Source organism: Actinomadura sp. 1N219, from assembly GCF_044326405.1.
GTDB lineage: Bacteria > Actinomycetota > Actinomycetes > Streptosporangiales > Streptosporangiaceae > Spirillospora.
This window is the reverse complement of sequence record NZ_JBIRAY010000005.1, coordinates 311,501-326,327: the sequence shown is the minus strand read 5'-3', so window position 1 is coordinate 326,327 and position 14,827 is coordinate 311,501. Positions and strand designations below refer to the sequence as shown.

Sequence of the window (14,827 nt, the reverse complement as noted above, 5' to 3'; positions counted from 1 at the left end):
GGCCTGGGCCGCAGGTGGTGAGCGCACTGGTGGTGCGCCGATGTCGCCTGTCCAGGCATGCGGATGGTGAAGCCAGGCCGTGCGCCGCTGGATCTCCTGCTCACTTGCGGCGGCGAAGGCGAGGATGTCGGGCAGCCGGAAGATGTGGCCGGCGCTGCCCCAGTTCCCGTTGATGATCACCGATGACGCGGAAGGCGTCCTCGTCGAGCGTCGCCTGCGGCACTCCGACCATGATCCGTTGGCGGGGCCGTTGCACCGGACGTCCTGTCACCGTGACCAGGGCGGGCTCGTGCGGGAACGTCCAGGGATCGACTCGGCCGCGTCGTTCCCCCGGTTCCGCGCGCTCCCATTTCGGGAGCGTGCGAGTGAGCGTCTCCATGAGTTCGGCCGCGGCGTCGTCGCAGAGCGCGTCGCGCGGCAGTGTGAGGTCGATCAGCGGCATGGCCGGGCCCATCGATAAGTTCACTAGAGATACTTACCGTAGAGCATGCTAGTTCACTACAGCAACTAAGGATTGGACATGCGTCAGGAGCGCGAGGAGCGGCGGCCGACCGGCAGGCAGACGGCCCGGCGGCCGGCGCCCGACGTCATCAACGGCGGACACCCGGAGCCGATCGACCAGCCGAACGCGCCCGCGCTGACCGGACGCCGCCCATTTCCCGGTCGGCTGAGCGGTCGGCTGGGCCGAGACGGCCAGGCGACGTCCGGCGCGCGTGCTCCCGCGGTGACCGTCCCTCGGCGAATGCCGTGGCGGCTTCGCGCGCGTCTTCGCTCTGAGCCGCCTCTACGCTCGCCACTGTTCCTCGCCGCAGGACGGGCGCGCTGCCTCGGTATCGCCTGGGATGAAATGTCCGCAAGAGATGGCAACATGCCACCCCATGATCAAATCTGACGAAAACTTCACCTGGACGGGCCGCTGCCCCGGAGACCCCCGCGAGAACTACGCCGTGGCGATGGTGCGCGGCCTGTCGCCTCAACACCTTCTGGAGAGGCTGAGACTTCGCCCGACCGATCCGCCGCGCATCATCGGAGCCGAAGCCGTGTACGAGCATTGGATGAACGAGCGCGAGGACGACGACCTGGTCGGCATCTTCCCGATCGACGATTGGGCGGTGGCCTTCGAGCCCGGCGCGTACCTGCTCGCCGACCGTCAAAGGCTCACTCGGCTGTCAGCCGGCACCCAACTGGTCTGCCATTCCAACAGCATCTACACCCAGGATCACTTCTACTGGCTGGAGGACGGAGACCTGCGCCTCTACCTCCCGCCGTTCTGGCCCGAGGAGCGGGAGGGCACTGCCGTCACCGACCTCACGGACGCCATGCGCGCCATCGGCTTCCAGTTCATCGAGGACGAAGGCGAGACGAACCCGATCGCCAAGGCGTTCGCGCTGGCAGAACACATCACCGGTGTCTCCCTCACCGAGGAGACGTTCCAGGAGGCGGTCTACCTGCTGGGCGCCGTGCCGGACTGACCCGACACCGAAGTGCGACCCGGACCCCAGCCGGTGCTCCGCACCATCCGAAGGCGCCCTGCGATCGCGGGATTCCAGCGATCACGAGGCGGCCTGGAAACTCCCCGCCGCCTCGGCTGTGCCGGCGGCCGCCGGCCGGTGGTCGACGACGACAAAAAGACGACGCTCGTGTGGACTACGTGCAGGATGTCGTCCGAGTGCCGGGCGATCTTGTTCAGGTCTATCCGGCCGTGGGGCTGGCGTCATTTGAGCAGGGTCGAGGAGTGGTCGGGGACGTAGGACTGCATGTCGCGCGGTGACCGCTCGTAGCCCTTCGGGGGCGGACGCTTGGGCAGCTCCAGCGGCGGGCGCTCCACGGCGTGGTAAGGCATCGTCGACAGCAGGTGGGCGATCATGTTGATCCGTGCGCGCCGCTTGTCCTCGCTCTCCACGACGTACCAGGGCGCCTCGGGAATGTCGGTGTGGACGAACATCTCGTCCTTGGCGCGCGAGTAGTCCTCCCAGCGGGTGATCGACTCCAGGTCCATCGTCGACAGTTTCCACCGCCGCATCGGATCGTCGAGCCGGCTACGGAAACGGCGTTCCTGTTCGGCGTCGCTGACCGAGAACCAGTACTTGCGCAGCAGGATCCCGTCCTCGACCAGCAGCCGCTCGAAGATCGGGCACTGGTGCAGGAAGCGCGTGTATTCCTGTTTGGTGCAGAACCCCATGACACGCTCGACGCCCGCCCGGTTGTACCAGGAACGGTCGAACAGGACGATCTCTCCGGCGGCGGGCAGGTGCTCGGTGTAGCGCTGGAAGTACCACTGCGTGCGCTCGCGGTCGGTCGGCGCGGGCAGCGCCACGATCCGGGCGACGCGGGGGTTGAGGTACTCGGTGACCCGCTTGATCGTGCTGCCCTTGCCGGCGGCGTCCCGTCCCTCGAACACCACGACGACGCGGGCGCCTTCGCTGCGCACCCATTCCTGCAGCTCCACCAGCTCCGTCTGCAGACGCGCCAGCTCCGGCTCGTACACCCCTCGGGGCAACCGCTTGGCCTTGCTCATGCACCATCCTTACCCGATCCTCCGGCCCGCGGACGCTGGTCCTTCCCGGGCCACGGCCAGCCGTGCTCGGTCTCGTGGGCCCGATCTCCACGTCGAGATGGGCGTTCACACGCATGCGATCCTCCTCCGGTCACCGACATCGCGACGGCGACGACCGGAACCCCACAACTCACTGCCGAGGCGACCACGAGCCCCACCGCCGGTTGCGTGTAGCGGGAAGGTGCTTAAGCAGGCGAGATGTCCGGGCTTTGTCCTTCTGTACATTGGCCGTAGCGTCGCCTCATGATCTCCGTCGCGAGCCGGTCCGCGGACAATGGCTCGGGAGCCGTGGTGTGCGCCGGCGCGGGCAACCTCGGCCAGGCCCTCGCTTGGTCCGGTCGCGGCCGGGTCTGGACGTTGTGGCGTCCGCTCCGCGCCCGCCGCGAAGCTTGATCGCATCCGTGCATTGGACGCCAGCCTGGAGCGGGTGGACGGCGACTTCGACGTGGCACGCGAGTGGGCGGCCATCGCGCGCCATGAGGGCATCCGGCTATCGCTGACGGCGTCGCCGGTCGGCGTCCCGGTCAGGCCGTCCTGGACGACCTCCTTCTGGTCGCTGACGATGTCGTCCTGGGCAAGGAGGCGTCGATCACCACCGGCAGGCGAATGCTCCTCGACCCCGCCGGCCTCGTCGTCTAACCGGCGGCAGCGCTTGGCATCGCGGCGGTACTCGAAGACCGCGACCGTTTCGCTGGCCGACACATAGTCACCATCGCGTCGGGCAGCAAGGTCGACGCAGGCGCCTATCACTGCTGGGCCGGCGCGACTCCAATCCACGGGTCTTGGCGATTGTTCCCACGCGTTTCTGGCGACCGATCTCCAACCGCCCGGATGCAGGACCATCGCTGAAGCTGCACTCTCTGGGATGCTCTTTCGTCAGCTTTTGGTCAGAGGCTGATTAGTCACAGGAATCTCCGTCACGCGGATGCACGTTACCCATATAGCCCATGAGCAACAGGTCCTGGGGTGGGTGCGGTACGACGAACCGGCTGTGCCCTGATGATGACGACTGTGACGCTATTCTCGCCGAGTTCTTAGACCCTCAGTCGGCGCTCTGCTCGATGGCAGGGGCGCCACGGGCTCGTCGGGCCAGCGTGCGGGAAGGTCGCGGACCTCTCGAACGCAGAGGTGAGAAACCATGCGATCATGATCGCTCTGCGCGGGCAGCGGCGCCGGGAAGCAGCTGGGCTGCGGCGGTGCGATACCGCGACGATCTGGCCGCCGCGCAGGTCGCCTACCCGGCAGGCACTGGCCTGGACTGAGGCATCCCCCGTCGTGTGGAGGCTTGTGCTCCGTCATCCGCTTGCCGAACTCGTTCGACTTGGCGGAGTCCACTCGGAGCCGACACAGTGGTGGCCCTTGCAGGGAGGCAGCGTGACTGAGCAAGGTGAGGCGGCCAGGCTGGCCGTTCCTGCTGGTGTATCTTAGGGTGACGTGGGGCGACGCGATGTATCGGCTGGGACATCGCGGGTACACGGACATTTTACGTGACAGCGTTCGGATTACTTCTTCTGCCATTGAGGCGATCATCGATTTGACTTCTAAGAGACGGCGTACGTCAAAGAACGGCCCTGTCGAGAGCCGGAACCACTTGGAGGATCTGAGCCCGTCGCTGCGGGATTATGTCTTGGAGCGCTGCAAGCGCGAGGGGATCCTCGTCACGTCAGTTCGCGTCGTCTCCCCAACCGAGGTCATCATCCCCTGATCGCCGAATCGGCCGGCGGACCAGCGCGCAAGCGTGCCGGGCGGAAATCCTCGATCGGAACTACAACCGTGTGGGTGCGGAAACCGGGGTTCAGAGCCTGACCTGCGTTTCGTGGTCGGAGCACGTGCTGGTACTGGCATCCTCCTGCTTATGGCTTGGTGTGTGCTTACCTTCTGCTCGTCGGATCCTGCAGCTTGTGGCGTTGTTCGCCCGTGGTGACCGCGCCAAGGAGATCGAGATTCTTGTGCGTCGGCATCAGGTCGCAGTGCTGCGCCGTCAGGTCGACCGGCCTGAACTGAACGACTGGGATCGGGTTCTGCTGGCTGCGCGGTCGCGGTCGCTGCCTCAGCGTCATGGATGAGCTTCTTGGTGACGCCGGCGACGTTGCTGAACTGGCACCGTCGCCTGCTCACCCGCAAGTGGACCTACCCCGCGCACACGTCCCGGTCGTCCCTTGGCCTGGCAGGACATCCGCGATGCGGCACGCGGTTCGGCTCGTGAGAACCCGAGTCGGGGTTATCGGCGGATCAGCGGTGATCTCGCCGGGGCCGGTGTCCGAGTGCCGCCCGGCACCGTACGCGACATGGGCGCAGTTCCTGAAGACGCAGGGCGAAGGGATCGTCGCCTGCGACCTGTCCCACGTCGGCACGATGCTGTGCGGACGGATCTACGTGTTGTCTTCATCGAGCACGCCACCCGGGTTGCGCACGTAGCGGGGTCACGGCGAATCCGACCGGTGCGTGGGTGGCTTAGCGTGCTCGATGAGGTGTTCACCTCGTTCGGTGTCCGGGTGATCCGGACGCCGGTCCGCGCCCCTGGGCGAACGCAATCGCCGAACGCTGGGTTGGGCACGGGATCGACCGCCACCTCCACCGCTGCTGCGGCCGGTCGCCACCGACCTGCGTCTTACGTCCAACTCAAATGTTGGCGAGCCGTTGAAGGCTTGGATCAGCGACTACCGGAACGCCGCATGACCCTACGGGAGGAACCACAGGTCAGAGCCTCGGGACCGAGTTCTCGCACCCCACAGGTGACGAAGGACGCCCAACAGGTCTATACATGACTGACTCAGTCATCTATCGTCCGAAGATATGGACGATAGATCAGCGAACCTCCTCAGCGCGCTCGTGGTGGCGCTGGCAGACGAGCTGGAAGACGTGACACGTCAGTCAGGTGCGCACGGGACCAGCGGCGCCTCGGCCCTGACGACGATCCTTTTCGTGCCGGGTGAGCGCATCGAGGACTTGAGCAAGGTCCTCGGGATCACCGGCTCGGGAACAGTGCGGCTGGTGGACCGGCTGGTCGCCGATGGGTTGGTCGAACGGCGCCCCGGGCGGGACAAGCGCAGTGTGTCGCTGTGGTTGACCGAGCGGGGGCAGGAGCTCGCCGAGGCGATCGTCGCCGAACGGCGAGCGGTGCTGCGACGGGTGTTGGAGCCGTTGACCGAGTCGCAACGGCGGGTGCTGGCCGAGGTGGCCGAGCCGATGCTGGCCGGCCTGGCGGGGGACCGCTACCGTGCGGACCGGATCTGCCGGCTGTGCGACTACCACGCTTGCCCGCAGGATCTGTGCCCGGTTGAAAGGTCGGTGTCATGAGCACCGGCCATTTCCGGCTGATTCTGATCGCTGCTGCGGCGGGATGGGGCTGCGCCACCACGGCGACCAAGTATGCGTTGGCCGGGTTCGGTCCGGTGACCATGCTCTCGGTCAAGCTGGCCGCGGCGACCGCAGTGCTGTGGGCGGTGTTGCTGGTACGCGGTGCTCGCACGCCCCCAGCTTGGCGGCGCCTGGCATTGCTCGGGCTGATGGAGCCCGCGCTGGCCTACGGCGGCCTCACGGTGGGCCTTACCCTCACGACGGCCACGAACGCGTCGCTGCTCGGGGTGACCGAATCATGTTTCGTGCTCGTCCTGGCCGCCGTATTCCTGCGCGAGCGCGTCCGCAGCCGCTCCCTGCTCGGCCTGGTGCTGGCGGTCGCGGGCGTCCTCGCTCTCAGCGGCGGCGACATCGGGTCGGGATTCAACGCCGGTGACCTGATCGTCGTGGCGGGCTCGGCCGCGGCTGCCCTCTATGTGACCCTCGCCGCGAAGGTCGCGCCGACGGTCGACGCCGTCACCATGACCACCTACCAGTTCACCTTCGGCACCCTGTTCGTCGCGCCGCTGGCGCCATGGGCGTGGCTGACCGGACGCGAGGCCGTCCCGACCGACGTCGCCCCCCGGTACTGGCTCGCCGCGCTGTTCGTCGGCGGCATCTGCTTCGCGCTGAGCTTCCTGCTCTACAACCGTGCGATCAGGTACGTGCCCGCCGGGATGGCGGGCCTGATCCTCAACATGGTCCCGGTGATCGGCGTGCTGACCGCCGTGGCCTTCCTCAACGAGACCCTGACGGTGTGGCACCTCAGCGGCGCGGTGCTGGTCGTCGCCGGGATCATGCTCTTCCCCGCCGTCAAAAAGACAGATCACACCCACGAACGGTTCGGCGCCGTCGAGGCAAGGATACCCCCGCACGGCCTCCAGCCTCCGCTGAAGACACCATCGGTCTGATCCAGAAAGGGAGCACACCATGACCACTTACGGGATCCTCATCTTCGACGGGGCGGAGGAACTGGACATCGTCGGCCCCTGGGAGGTGTTCACCTTCTCTTCAAGGCGGCGCGACCGCGTCGACACCGCCGTGCTCATCGCCCAGAACCTCGACCCCGTGAAGTGCAACCAGGGCATGCGAGTGCTCCCCGACCACACCTTCGACGACCACCCCCCGTTGGACGTGCTCCTGGTCCCCGGCGGCGCCCACTCCCGCATCGAGGCCCTGATGGCCGATCCCGCCGTGCTGGACTGGATCAAACGCACCGCCGCGCAGTCCGACTGGGCCACCAGCGTGTGCACCGGCGCGTTCCTGATGCACGCGGCCGGTCCGTCCCGCGGCCGCCGCGTGGCCACCGAAAGGCCGCTGGAAGACGAACTGGAGGCCCGTGGCGACATCACCGTCGTTCGCGACGCCCGCTACGTCGTGGACGGCAACCTGCTCAGCAGCCAGGGCGTGTCAGCCGGCATCGACATGGCGCTGTGGCTGATCGGCCGCCTGCACGGCCGCGACCACGCCCGAGACGTCATGAGCGGCATCCAATACGAGCCCGCACCGCCCTACCTCGCCGACGAACCCCTCTAAAGCGGCCGAGTCTCGTCGAACAAGATACGAAGCCCGCTCTGGATCATCTGAAACGGTCCCCGATGCGGTACAGGTGGAGCATCGGCGGGGTCCGCGCGGCGAAGCAGGTGCGGGAACGAGTTTCGGCGACCGCTTCACCGCTGTCACGAGTCGGGCCGAGCCCCGGCAGTGCGGGCCGTGCGCACTAGAGTCGGTCGGGTGACTGCCGGGTCGGCCGTGGGGCACGCGCGGACAGGATTCCCGGCCTCGGCGTGAGCGCGAGGCGGACGAGAGGCCCGCCCTCGCCGCGCCATCGCTTCGCAGCCCTTACAACTTCCCGTCCCATCGGATCCAAGCCCCAGAGGCACATCCCTGATGACGTACGACCAGCAGCGCCCGCACGAGTCCGAGGTGTCGGCGACCTCCGTCCAGCTCGACCACACCGTCGTCCACGCCAAGGACCGGCGCCTGGCGGCCGAGTTCATCGCCGCGATCCTGGGGCTGGAGGTCGGTGCTCCGTTCGGGCCGTTCCTGCCCGTCGACCTCGGCAACGGCGTGACGCTCGACTACTACGAGAAGAGGGACGAGCCGATCCAGCCGCAGCACTACGCGTTCCTGGTGCCGGACGCGCAGTTCGACGCCATGATCGCCCGCATCGAGGCGGTGGGGGTCACCTACTACGCCGACCCCGGCCACACCGAACCCGGCCGGATCAACAGTCTGTTCGGTGGTCGCGGGGCGTACTTCGATGACCCGGACGGCCACAACATGGAGATCATGACCCGGCCCTACGTCCGTCCCTAAGTCCCATGAGGTCCGCCCGGCCGAGATCCTCGGACGACGTCGGCGATGGCGGGTGGCCGTCGTGGCCGTTGCGGCCGTCCTGGCGAGCCTCCGTGCTCAGCCATGGACGCTCACCCGCCATCTGTCGACGAAGACCGCGATGAGGGAGCCGTCCAGGCTCGACCAGATGTGCCCTGACTCCCAGGTGCGGGTGGACAGCTTTCGCGCCGGCCAGCCCTGATGACCAAGGCTCGTGCAGGCGCCACCGGCCGCCGCGGCATTACCGAACGGTCTGGGACAACGGACGGACGTCCGCTCGCCAGAAGCCGTTGGGCGGGCATCGGAGAACGTGCAGCACGCCGGCCAGCGTCATCATGTTGGCCGGAATCGCCGTAGTGATCAGCTACAAGCACATGCACCAGCTGGTATTGCGGTACGGGTGCGCGCGTCTGCGAGCATGCCGATCATCAGTCGAGGTCTGGCGGCGAACTCCGTCTGACCGCCGTCTGACCGGGCGCCTCGGTCCATGCGGCCGGCATCGCAATCCAGGCCCCGCCCCGGGCAGGTCGAGCCGCCAGTCGATGAACGCGTGCCCAGTGGGGGCGGCGGTGAGCGCTGGCGTCACCTGGCTGTTCGTGATCTGCCTGGGCGGCCCGCGATACCGGAAGGCGACCTCGGCCGAATGGCTGCCTTTCTTGATCGCCTGGACACCATTGCCGATTCGGCATCGGTGGTCAGGGGCGTGGGGATGACGTGGTCTGGTTGTTGTTGGCGTGATTGGTCGGTTGTGCGTCGCCGCTGTTGGGATCGGGGTCCGCAGGGTGATGGGGGTGCCGTCGACCTCGGCGGCGTCGGCGAGCGCCTGTGCGGCCACTGGCGCTGCCTGCGTCGTGTCGGTGGAGGCCTGTCCCGCCAGCTCATCTGAGGAGGTCTCTCGGGTGGCCGGTGATTTGGGCGGGCCTGGACGAACGCGCGGTAGACGTCCGAAGGTCAGCGCCGTCGGCGGTCCGGCGGACTCGGCAGTTCGGCTGCGATCTCGGCGAATCCATCCAGCACCTTGGGATCAAAGGTTCCCGTGACGGTCTCGGCTTCGGCGACTGTGAGCCGCGCACTTCTGGGAATCGAGTGGTAGTAGCGGCCAGTGAACCGAATGTCGCGCATGCCGAGCAGGCCTGCGGCCAGCGGCTTGATATCGCCGGTGCCGTATACGTCGATCACCTCTTGGAACCGCCTCCGGTCGCCGCCGGTACGGAACTTCACCCAGGCGACCGAGACAAGGGCGGTGTTCCCACGCCGGTCGGTGATGGCGAACAGCATCCGGTCCAGAGACGTGCACGGATTGCGAATGAGGGATCGCTGCACCTCCCCGAACGTGGCGCGGGCACACCTGAGGTTCCGCCTGGTGGCCGTCTGCTTCACCCGACGCATTCCGATACGGCGCCATGCCTGCTTGGCGTCGCTCTTACGCGCGGCACGTTTCGCGTCCGCCTTACGGGCGCTGACGGACTGGGCGCTCACCGACGCACCTCCCGCCCCGCCGGCGACTCCGCCGCCCCCCGCGACCATGACCGCGGCCAATCCCGCCGCGACGGCCATACCGGCACCACCGCTCTCGGCGCCGATCGGGATCCGCCGACCATCCTTGGTTATCCAACGCTGTGCCATAGCCGCAGCCCCCAGGCGTCCATCAGCCGGATAGGAGCCAGACTCTAGAACAGGCACCCGACATTCCCCGAGCGATTCCCGGCCGTGGGCCGACTCCGGACGTAGCGTGCCGAAACCAGGTAGCTGAGGCCAGCGCATCACGATGTCGATCTCACTGACGGAAAGTTCGAGGCGCTCAGCTCCTCGACGAGTGTCGGCGTACTCGCTGATGTGCAGAGCCGAGTACGGGTAATCGTGCAGAGCTGCCGGTGGGGTGTCAGTTGGTTGCTCGTGGTGTGGTGACGAAGGATGTCTTGCCGGTGGTGTATGCCTGCCGATTGTGAGGATGCTGGTGGGCGAGTTCGCGTTTGAGCCGTTCGTAGTCGGCGCGCGCGGTGGGGTCGGTGCGTAGGAGGTCGCGGAAGGACATCCAGCGGTGCCATTGGGCGTCATCGTGGCGGACCGCGTGGAGGTGGGCGATCCTGTGCGCGGGGCGGTCCTCAAGGACGAACAGCAGGCCGCCTTGGTCACCTTTATCGCCGCGGTAGATATAGCCGAGCGGCTCAAGCGCCGCGACGACGTCCTTGGTCTTTGCGTGTGGGCTGAGTGCGACTGCTATGTCAAGGATCGGTTTGGCGGCGAGACCGGGAACTGCGGTCGAGCCGACGTGCTCGACCGCCACCGTCATCGCGCCGAGTGCGGCCTGCGCCCTGGCTGCGAGGTGCTCGAAGGCTCGGGGCCATCGTGGATCACTGTCACAGATGCGCACTGTTCCGTACTCGAGCCCCAGTCCGAGGAAGGCGGAGGCCTCCTGTGTCATGCGCGCCGCCTGAAGGTGTGCGGGAGTGGTGCTGGACTGAGGATCTGCTTGTGGGTTGCGGGGACGTCCTGGTTCAGCCGGTGGCGGCGACTCGGGTCTCGACGGCGGCGAGACGGTTCCTGAGTCGGTAGCTTGGTCCGTTGATGGCGATGACCTCGCAATGGTGCAGGAGCCTGCCGAGGATAGTGGTGGCCAGGACCTCGTCGCCGAATACGCTTCCCCATTTTCGGGCGGGCTTGGCATGTGTCCGTCGCCCGTTCATGGGGCGTGCCCTGAACGCTCCAGGTCGAGCGCGACCGTACGCACCGCATCGACGATCGGCAGCAGTTTGCGACCGAACGGAGTGAGGTCGTACACCGTCGACTGCTTGCTTTTCGTCTCCGCGACCCGGCTGACAATGCCGGCCTCCTCGAGCTTGCGCAGACGGTTGGTCAGGGTGACCGCATTGACCTTCGGGATGGCCCGCTGAAGTTCGTTGAATCGCATCCCCGACTCCTGCAGCGTCATCACGATCGCCAGCGTCCACAGGTCGCCGATGACCGACAGGATCTGCATGCACCGCGCCGTCTGAAGGTCCTCCGCCTGATCCATGATGCCGTCCATTCTAAACCACTATGCTATCTTCACTGGTAAATAACCTTTAGTGGTTTCGGTCAGGAAGGCGCCCCCACCATGAGGATCACGATCTTCGGCGCGACTGGACGGATGGGGCAGCTGCTGGTGCAGCAGGCCCTTGACGCGGGACACGAGGTCACGGCCTATGCCCGCACACCCGGCAAACTCCGCATCACGCACGCGAACCTGTCCGTAGCCGCAGGACAGCTCGATGACGACGAGGCGATCCTCGAAGCGGTCCGCACCGCCGACGCCGTCATCGAGGGCGTCGGCTCCGAGAGCGCCGCGACCCGCAGGATCATCGCCGCCATGGACACCGCCGGCGTCAAACGGTTCGTGGTCGTGTCCACATGCAGCGTTCCAGACCCGGCCGATCGGCCGGACCTCAAGTTCAAAGCGCTCGTCCGATTCGTCAAGACCGCCGCGCCCCGGGCCTGGGCCGAGGTGCGCTCCGCGGCAGAGGCGGTACGCGCCAGCGACCTGGACTGGACGCTGGTCCGCGTGGCCAAGCTCAACGACAAGCCCGCCACCGGAGACATCAAGGTCGGACACTACGGCCACGGGGTAGTGAACCTCTCCATCAACCGTGCCGACATGGCCGCCTTCCTGCTCAGCCAAGTGACCGATGAGACCTATCTGCGCAACGCCCCGGCGATCAGCAACTGATCGGCCCAGTCACTGCCCGCGGACCTGGCATCCGAGGCCGGTGAGACCTGGAGCCTCGCCCCGTTGGGACTCGGGCTCAACCGCTCAGGCCCCTGCCGGTCAGGCTGGCGGCCCTGATCTCACTCGCGGGTTCTTGCGGTGTCTTCCATTGTGGTGCCGTGCGTCCAAGGGGTGTTTGCGGTGGCGCGGTCAGTTCAGGGGTGGGGTGCTTGCTGGTGGTCGGCGGTGCTGTGTCGCTTGCTGGTAGTCGAAGCCGAGCCCGAGCAGTGTCGGCTCGCTGAACGGCCGTCCCAGGAGTTCGACGCCTACCGGCATGCCGTCGGGTGTGAAGCCGGCGGGGATCGTCAGAGCGGGGAACCCGGTGTTGGCGGCGAGGGCGCAGATCCTGAGGCCTTCCTGGGGCTGTCCGATCGGCGCGGCTTGCTGTGAGACGGCCGGGTAGACCAGTGCGTCCAGGTCGTGGCGCTTCATCAGGTTGTGGAGCAGCTGTTGCGCCTGCGCGCGCCGGGCCAGCTTCTGGTGGTAGGCGTCCTGCGGGCCGGTCGAGGTGCCCAGCCGTTCCTTGAGCCGCGTCAGGACGGTGGGCGTGACCTGGCCGGAGGTGACGATGTCGGCCAGGGTCACGATGTCGGACGGTGGCTCCAGCCGGGCCAGCGAGCGGGGGAATCGTGAGCCCGGCGCCGCCAGGTAGCGGTTGAGGTCGCGCTCCATCTCGTCGACGAACACCCAGGAGGCGTCCACCGCCGACATCAGCGCGGGTTGGGCCGGCACATCGACGATGGTCGCGCCCTGCGAGGCCATGTCCTGGGTGGCCGTCCGGACCAGCGCGTTCGTCGTCTGCGCGGGCCCTGACGTGCTCAGGTAGTCGGTGAACACGCCGATGCGGGCGTTGACCAGGGCGGTGTCGTCCAGCGCGGTGGTGTAGGTGGGTGGGATCTGGCCGATGGAGGCCTTGGTGGACGGGTCGTCGGGGTCGTATCCGGCGGTGGCGTCCAGGATCAGTGCGATGTCGCCGACCGACTTGGCGAGGGGGCCGCCGGTGTCCTGGGTGTCGGAGAGCGGCGCGATGCCGTCGCGGCTGGACAGGCCCTGGCTCGGCCGCAACCCGACCAGGCTGTTGTGGGCGGCCGGGCTGCGGATGGAGCCGCAGGTGTCCGAGCCCAGGCCGGCCGCGCCGAAACCGGCCGCGACGCCGGCGCCCGTGCCGCCGCTGGAGCCGCCCGGATTGCGGGTCTGGTCGTAGGGGTTGCGGGTCTGCCCGCCGAGCGAGCTGATGGTCTCGACGCCGGAGGCGAACTCGTGCAGGTTGGTCTTGGCGACGATGACCGCGCCGGCCGCGCGCAGCCGCGCGACCTGTTCGGCGTCATCGGCGGTGCGCCAGTGCCTCAGCGCCAGCGAGCCGTTGGAGGTGGGCAGGTCTTCGGTGTCGTAGTTGTCCTTGATCAGGATCGGGATGCCGTGCAGCGGCCCGCGGACGCGCCCCCGCCGGCGTTCGGCGTCGAGCCGGGCGGCATCGGCGATCGCCGTGGGGTCCCTGCGAATGACCGCGTTGACACCGGGCTGGTCGGCGTAGGCCCGCTCGTAGGCATCGATGCGCGCCTGGTATGCCTTGACCAATCGGACCGAGGTGACCCGGCCGCCCGCCAACAGTCCGCGTAACTTGGTGGCGTCCATTTCCACCACCCACTCGGCGATATCGGACGGTGCCGCCCCCTCGTCCGTGTCGCCAAACGCGGCGCCGTTACCCGTTGCCGCGCCGACGGTGACCACGGGCGCGGTCAAGACGCCGATACCGGCCAGCAGGGCCGTTGCTCGTGTGCGCAGATTCCGCCTTCGTCTTGCCACATCGGCCTCCTCGTCACCGATTGGCGCCTCGACGTACAGCACGGGATATGTGCGTTCGGCCCTGCCGCCCGTGAATAGCCGCTGACTGTGCGCCCTGATTATGGGCTGGGGGTGCCGCAGCGGCTACCACCAGAACGGGCACATGACGCTACGAAGGCCCAGCACCGTTTGACTCGCGGCACCGACCTGTGCTGCTGCGCGTGCTTGCGGCATTGCTCGGCCGTCACGATGGGGACCAAGTCTGCCGGGGATGGACGTCACCCGAACCGCACTAGCGGAGTGACGTCGGTCGTGGGGCCCAGGTTGGCCGTAGTGGGTTTGGCGAGGTAAAGGCGGCTGCGCGGTGGTCCTTCGTGTGGGCTCGTTGGGTCTCCTTGGGCGCGGGAGGGTGCCGTTTTTGTGCCATCACGGTGCCATCACCGGACGCTCCTCGCGCACTGCCGATCAAGGTCGTCACCGAGCCCGGGGCACCTCAGTGCCGGAGCCGAGTCCGGCTTCATCGCAGGTGCGGTATCCCCATGGCGGGTCGTCCGCTAAGGCGAACTTCTGTTCCAGTTTGCGTTGCATGGCGGCATCACCAGGGCCGAGACCGGCTGATCGCCGCGCGCGCTCACGCCCTCGCCACCCGGCATGGCTGGACGCGCTGGAAGGCCAACGAGTGACCGGACGTGGCTGCAATTGGCGCTCGCCGACGCGCTCCACCGCGCCGTCGACGAGTGCACCGATCCGGTCGGCTGGTGGACCGCGGTCTACTCCGACGCGTTCATCGTCACGCAGGTCGACGACGGTAGCGGCGGCCCTGCCGCCGGGACCGGCGAGGCGACGTCGTCGCTGTCCTCGCCCGGCGCCGTCGCGCCCGCTCGCGGCTTTGAAGGGGTCTTGACATCGGACCGCAAAGCTGGCGTACTTCCATACACACTTACCTAAAGAGTAAGTGATATCGCCATGACTCAGGAGGTGAGAGGGCATGGCAGTCAGCACTCAAGTTCGTGACTCCTGCGATGGGGGCCCGGCCGGCGCCGTCCGGGACCCGTTCGCCGTCC

The 14,827-nt window shown here is 67.5% G+C and carries 17 protein-coding genes; 9 read left to right on the top strand and 8 right to left on the bottom strand.

What is annotated here, in order from left to right:
• Positions 1-100: 100 nt before the first annotated feature.
• Complete coding sequence (locus ACH35V_RS18985; RefSeq protein ID WP_395973915.1) at positions 101-442, bottom strand: hypothetical protein; 342 nt, start codon at positions 440-442, stop codon at positions 101-103.
• Positions 443-878: 436 nt separating this feature from the next.
• Here ACH35V_RS18985 and ACH35V_RS18980 point away from each other — a divergent pair, with 436 nt between their 5' ends.
• Positions 879-1,472, top strand: coding sequence for a DUF6461 domain-containing protein (locus ACH35V_RS18980; protein WP_395973913.1), 594 nt, complete (start codon positions 879-881; stop codon positions 1,470-1,472).
• Between the two features lie 242 nt (positions 1,473-1,714).
• Here ACH35V_RS18980 and ppk2 read toward each other — a convergent pair whose 3' ends face one another.
• Complete coding sequence (gene ppk2 / locus ACH35V_RS18975) at positions 1,715-2,518, bottom strand: polyphosphate kinase 2 (protein WP_395973911.1); 804 nt, start codon at positions 2,516-2,518, stop codon at positions 1,715-1,717.
• Between the two features lie 445 nt (positions 2,519-2,963).
• Between ppk2 and ACH35V_RS18970 the strand changes: the two genes are divergently transcribed.
• Positions 2,964-3,263, top strand: coding sequence for a hypothetical protein (locus tag ACH35V_RS18970; protein WP_395973910.1), 300 nt, complete (start codon positions 2,964-2,966; stop codon positions 3,261-3,263).
• A gap of 1,165 nt (positions 3,264-4,428) precedes the next feature.
• Here ACH35V_RS18970 and ACH35V_RS18965 read toward each other — a convergent pair.
• On the bottom strand, positions 4,429-4,617 hold the full coding sequence (locus ACH35V_RS18965) for a hypothetical protein (protein WP_395973908.1): 189 nt from the start codon (positions 4,615-4,617) through the stop codon (positions 4,429-4,431).
• 736 nt (positions 4,618-5,353) lie between these two features.
• On the opposite strand from ACH35V_RS18965, the gene ACH35V_RS18960 reads away from it, so the two are divergent.
• The 5 genes from ACH35V_RS18960 to ACH35V_RS18940 all read left to right on the top strand — a co-directional run bounded on the left by ACH35V_RS18960 (position 5,354) and on the right by ACH35V_RS18940 (position 8,435).
• The gene (locus ACH35V_RS18960; protein ID WP_395973906.1) at positions 5,354-5,857 is read left to right on the top strand and encodes a MarR family winged helix-turn-helix transcriptional regulator; all 504 of its coding nucleotides are present in this window, start codon (positions 5,354-5,356) and stop codon (positions 5,855-5,857) included.
• Complete coding sequence (locus ACH35V_RS18955; protein ID WP_395973905.1) at positions 5,854-6,807, top strand: DMT family transporter; 954 nt, start codon at positions 5,854-5,856, stop codon at positions 6,805-6,807. Before ACH35V_RS18960 ends, ACH35V_RS18955 begins: the two co-directional genes overlap by 4 nt.
• Before the next feature lie 19 nt (positions 6,808-6,826).
• Entirely contained in the window at positions 6,827-7,432 is a 606-nt protein-coding gene (locus ACH35V_RS18950; protein ID WP_395973903.1) for a DJ-1/PfpI family protein, read from the top strand.
• 354 nt (positions 7,433-7,786) lie between these two features.
• Positions 7,787-8,215, top strand: a complete 429-nt coding sequence (locus ACH35V_RS18945) for a VOC family protein (RefSeq protein WP_395973902.1) — start codon at positions 7,787-7,789, stop codon at positions 8,213-8,215.
• Positions 8,216-8,276: 61 nt separating this feature from the next.
• Positions 8,277-8,435 (top strand): hypothetical protein, encoded by a 159-nt coding sequence (locus tag ACH35V_RS18940; RefSeq protein WP_395973901.1) that lies wholly within the window; start codon positions 8,277-8,279, stop codon positions 8,433-8,435.
• Between the two features lie 749 nt (positions 8,436-9,184).
• Here the strand turns inward: ACH35V_RS18940 and ACH35V_RS18935 are convergent.
• The 4 genes from ACH35V_RS18935 to ACH35V_RS18920 form a co-directional block, all read right to left on the bottom strand.
• Positions 9,185-9,790: a hypothetical protein gene (locus ACH35V_RS18935; protein ID WP_395973899.1), complete on the bottom strand. Its 606-nt coding sequence runs from the start codon at positions 9,788-9,790 to the stop codon at positions 9,185-9,187.
• 325 nt (positions 9,791-10,115) lie between these two features.
• On the bottom strand, positions 10,116-10,658 hold the full coding sequence (locus tag ACH35V_RS18930; protein ID WP_395973898.1) for a GrpB family protein: 543 nt from the start codon (positions 10,656-10,658) through the stop codon (positions 10,116-10,118).
• A 73-nt stretch (positions 10,659-10,731) separates the two neighbouring features.
• A complete protein-coding gene (locus tag ACH35V_RS18925) occupies positions 10,732-10,920 on the bottom strand; it encodes an ATP-binding protein (RefSeq protein WP_395973897.1) in 189 nt (62 codons plus the stop codon).
• On the bottom strand, positions 10,917-11,261 hold the full coding sequence (locus ACH35V_RS18920) for a winged helix-turn-helix transcriptional regulator (protein WP_395973895.1): 345 nt from the start codon (positions 11,259-11,261) through the stop codon (positions 10,917-10,919). Before ACH35V_RS18920 ends, ACH35V_RS18925 begins: the two co-directional genes overlap by 4 nt.
• A 69-nt stretch (positions 11,262-11,330) precedes the next feature.
• On the opposite strand from ACH35V_RS18920, the gene ACH35V_RS18915 reads away from it, so the two are divergent.
• Positions 11,331-11,939: an NAD(P)-dependent oxidoreductase gene (locus tag ACH35V_RS18915; protein WP_395973893.1), complete on the top strand. Its 609-nt coding sequence runs from the start codon at positions 11,331-11,333 to the stop codon at positions 11,937-11,939.
• Between the two features lie 189 nt (positions 11,940-12,128).
• Here ACH35V_RS18915 and ACH35V_RS18910 read toward each other — a convergent pair whose 3' ends face one another.
• Positions 12,129-13,826 (bottom strand): amidase, encoded by a 1,698-nt coding sequence (locus ACH35V_RS18910; protein ID WP_395973891.1) that lies wholly within the window; start codon positions 13,824-13,826, stop codon positions 12,129-12,131.
• 636 nt (positions 13,827-14,462) lie between these two features.
• Between ACH35V_RS18910 and ACH35V_RS18905 the strand changes: the two genes are divergently transcribed.
• Positions 14,463-14,711 carry a hypothetical protein gene (locus tag ACH35V_RS18905; protein WP_395973890.1) on the top strand — a complete coding sequence of 83 codons (249 nt, stop codon included), beginning with the start codon at positions 14,463-14,465 and terminating at the stop codon, positions 14,709-14,711.
• The last annotated feature ends 116 nt before the right edge of the window (positions 14,712-14,827 follow it).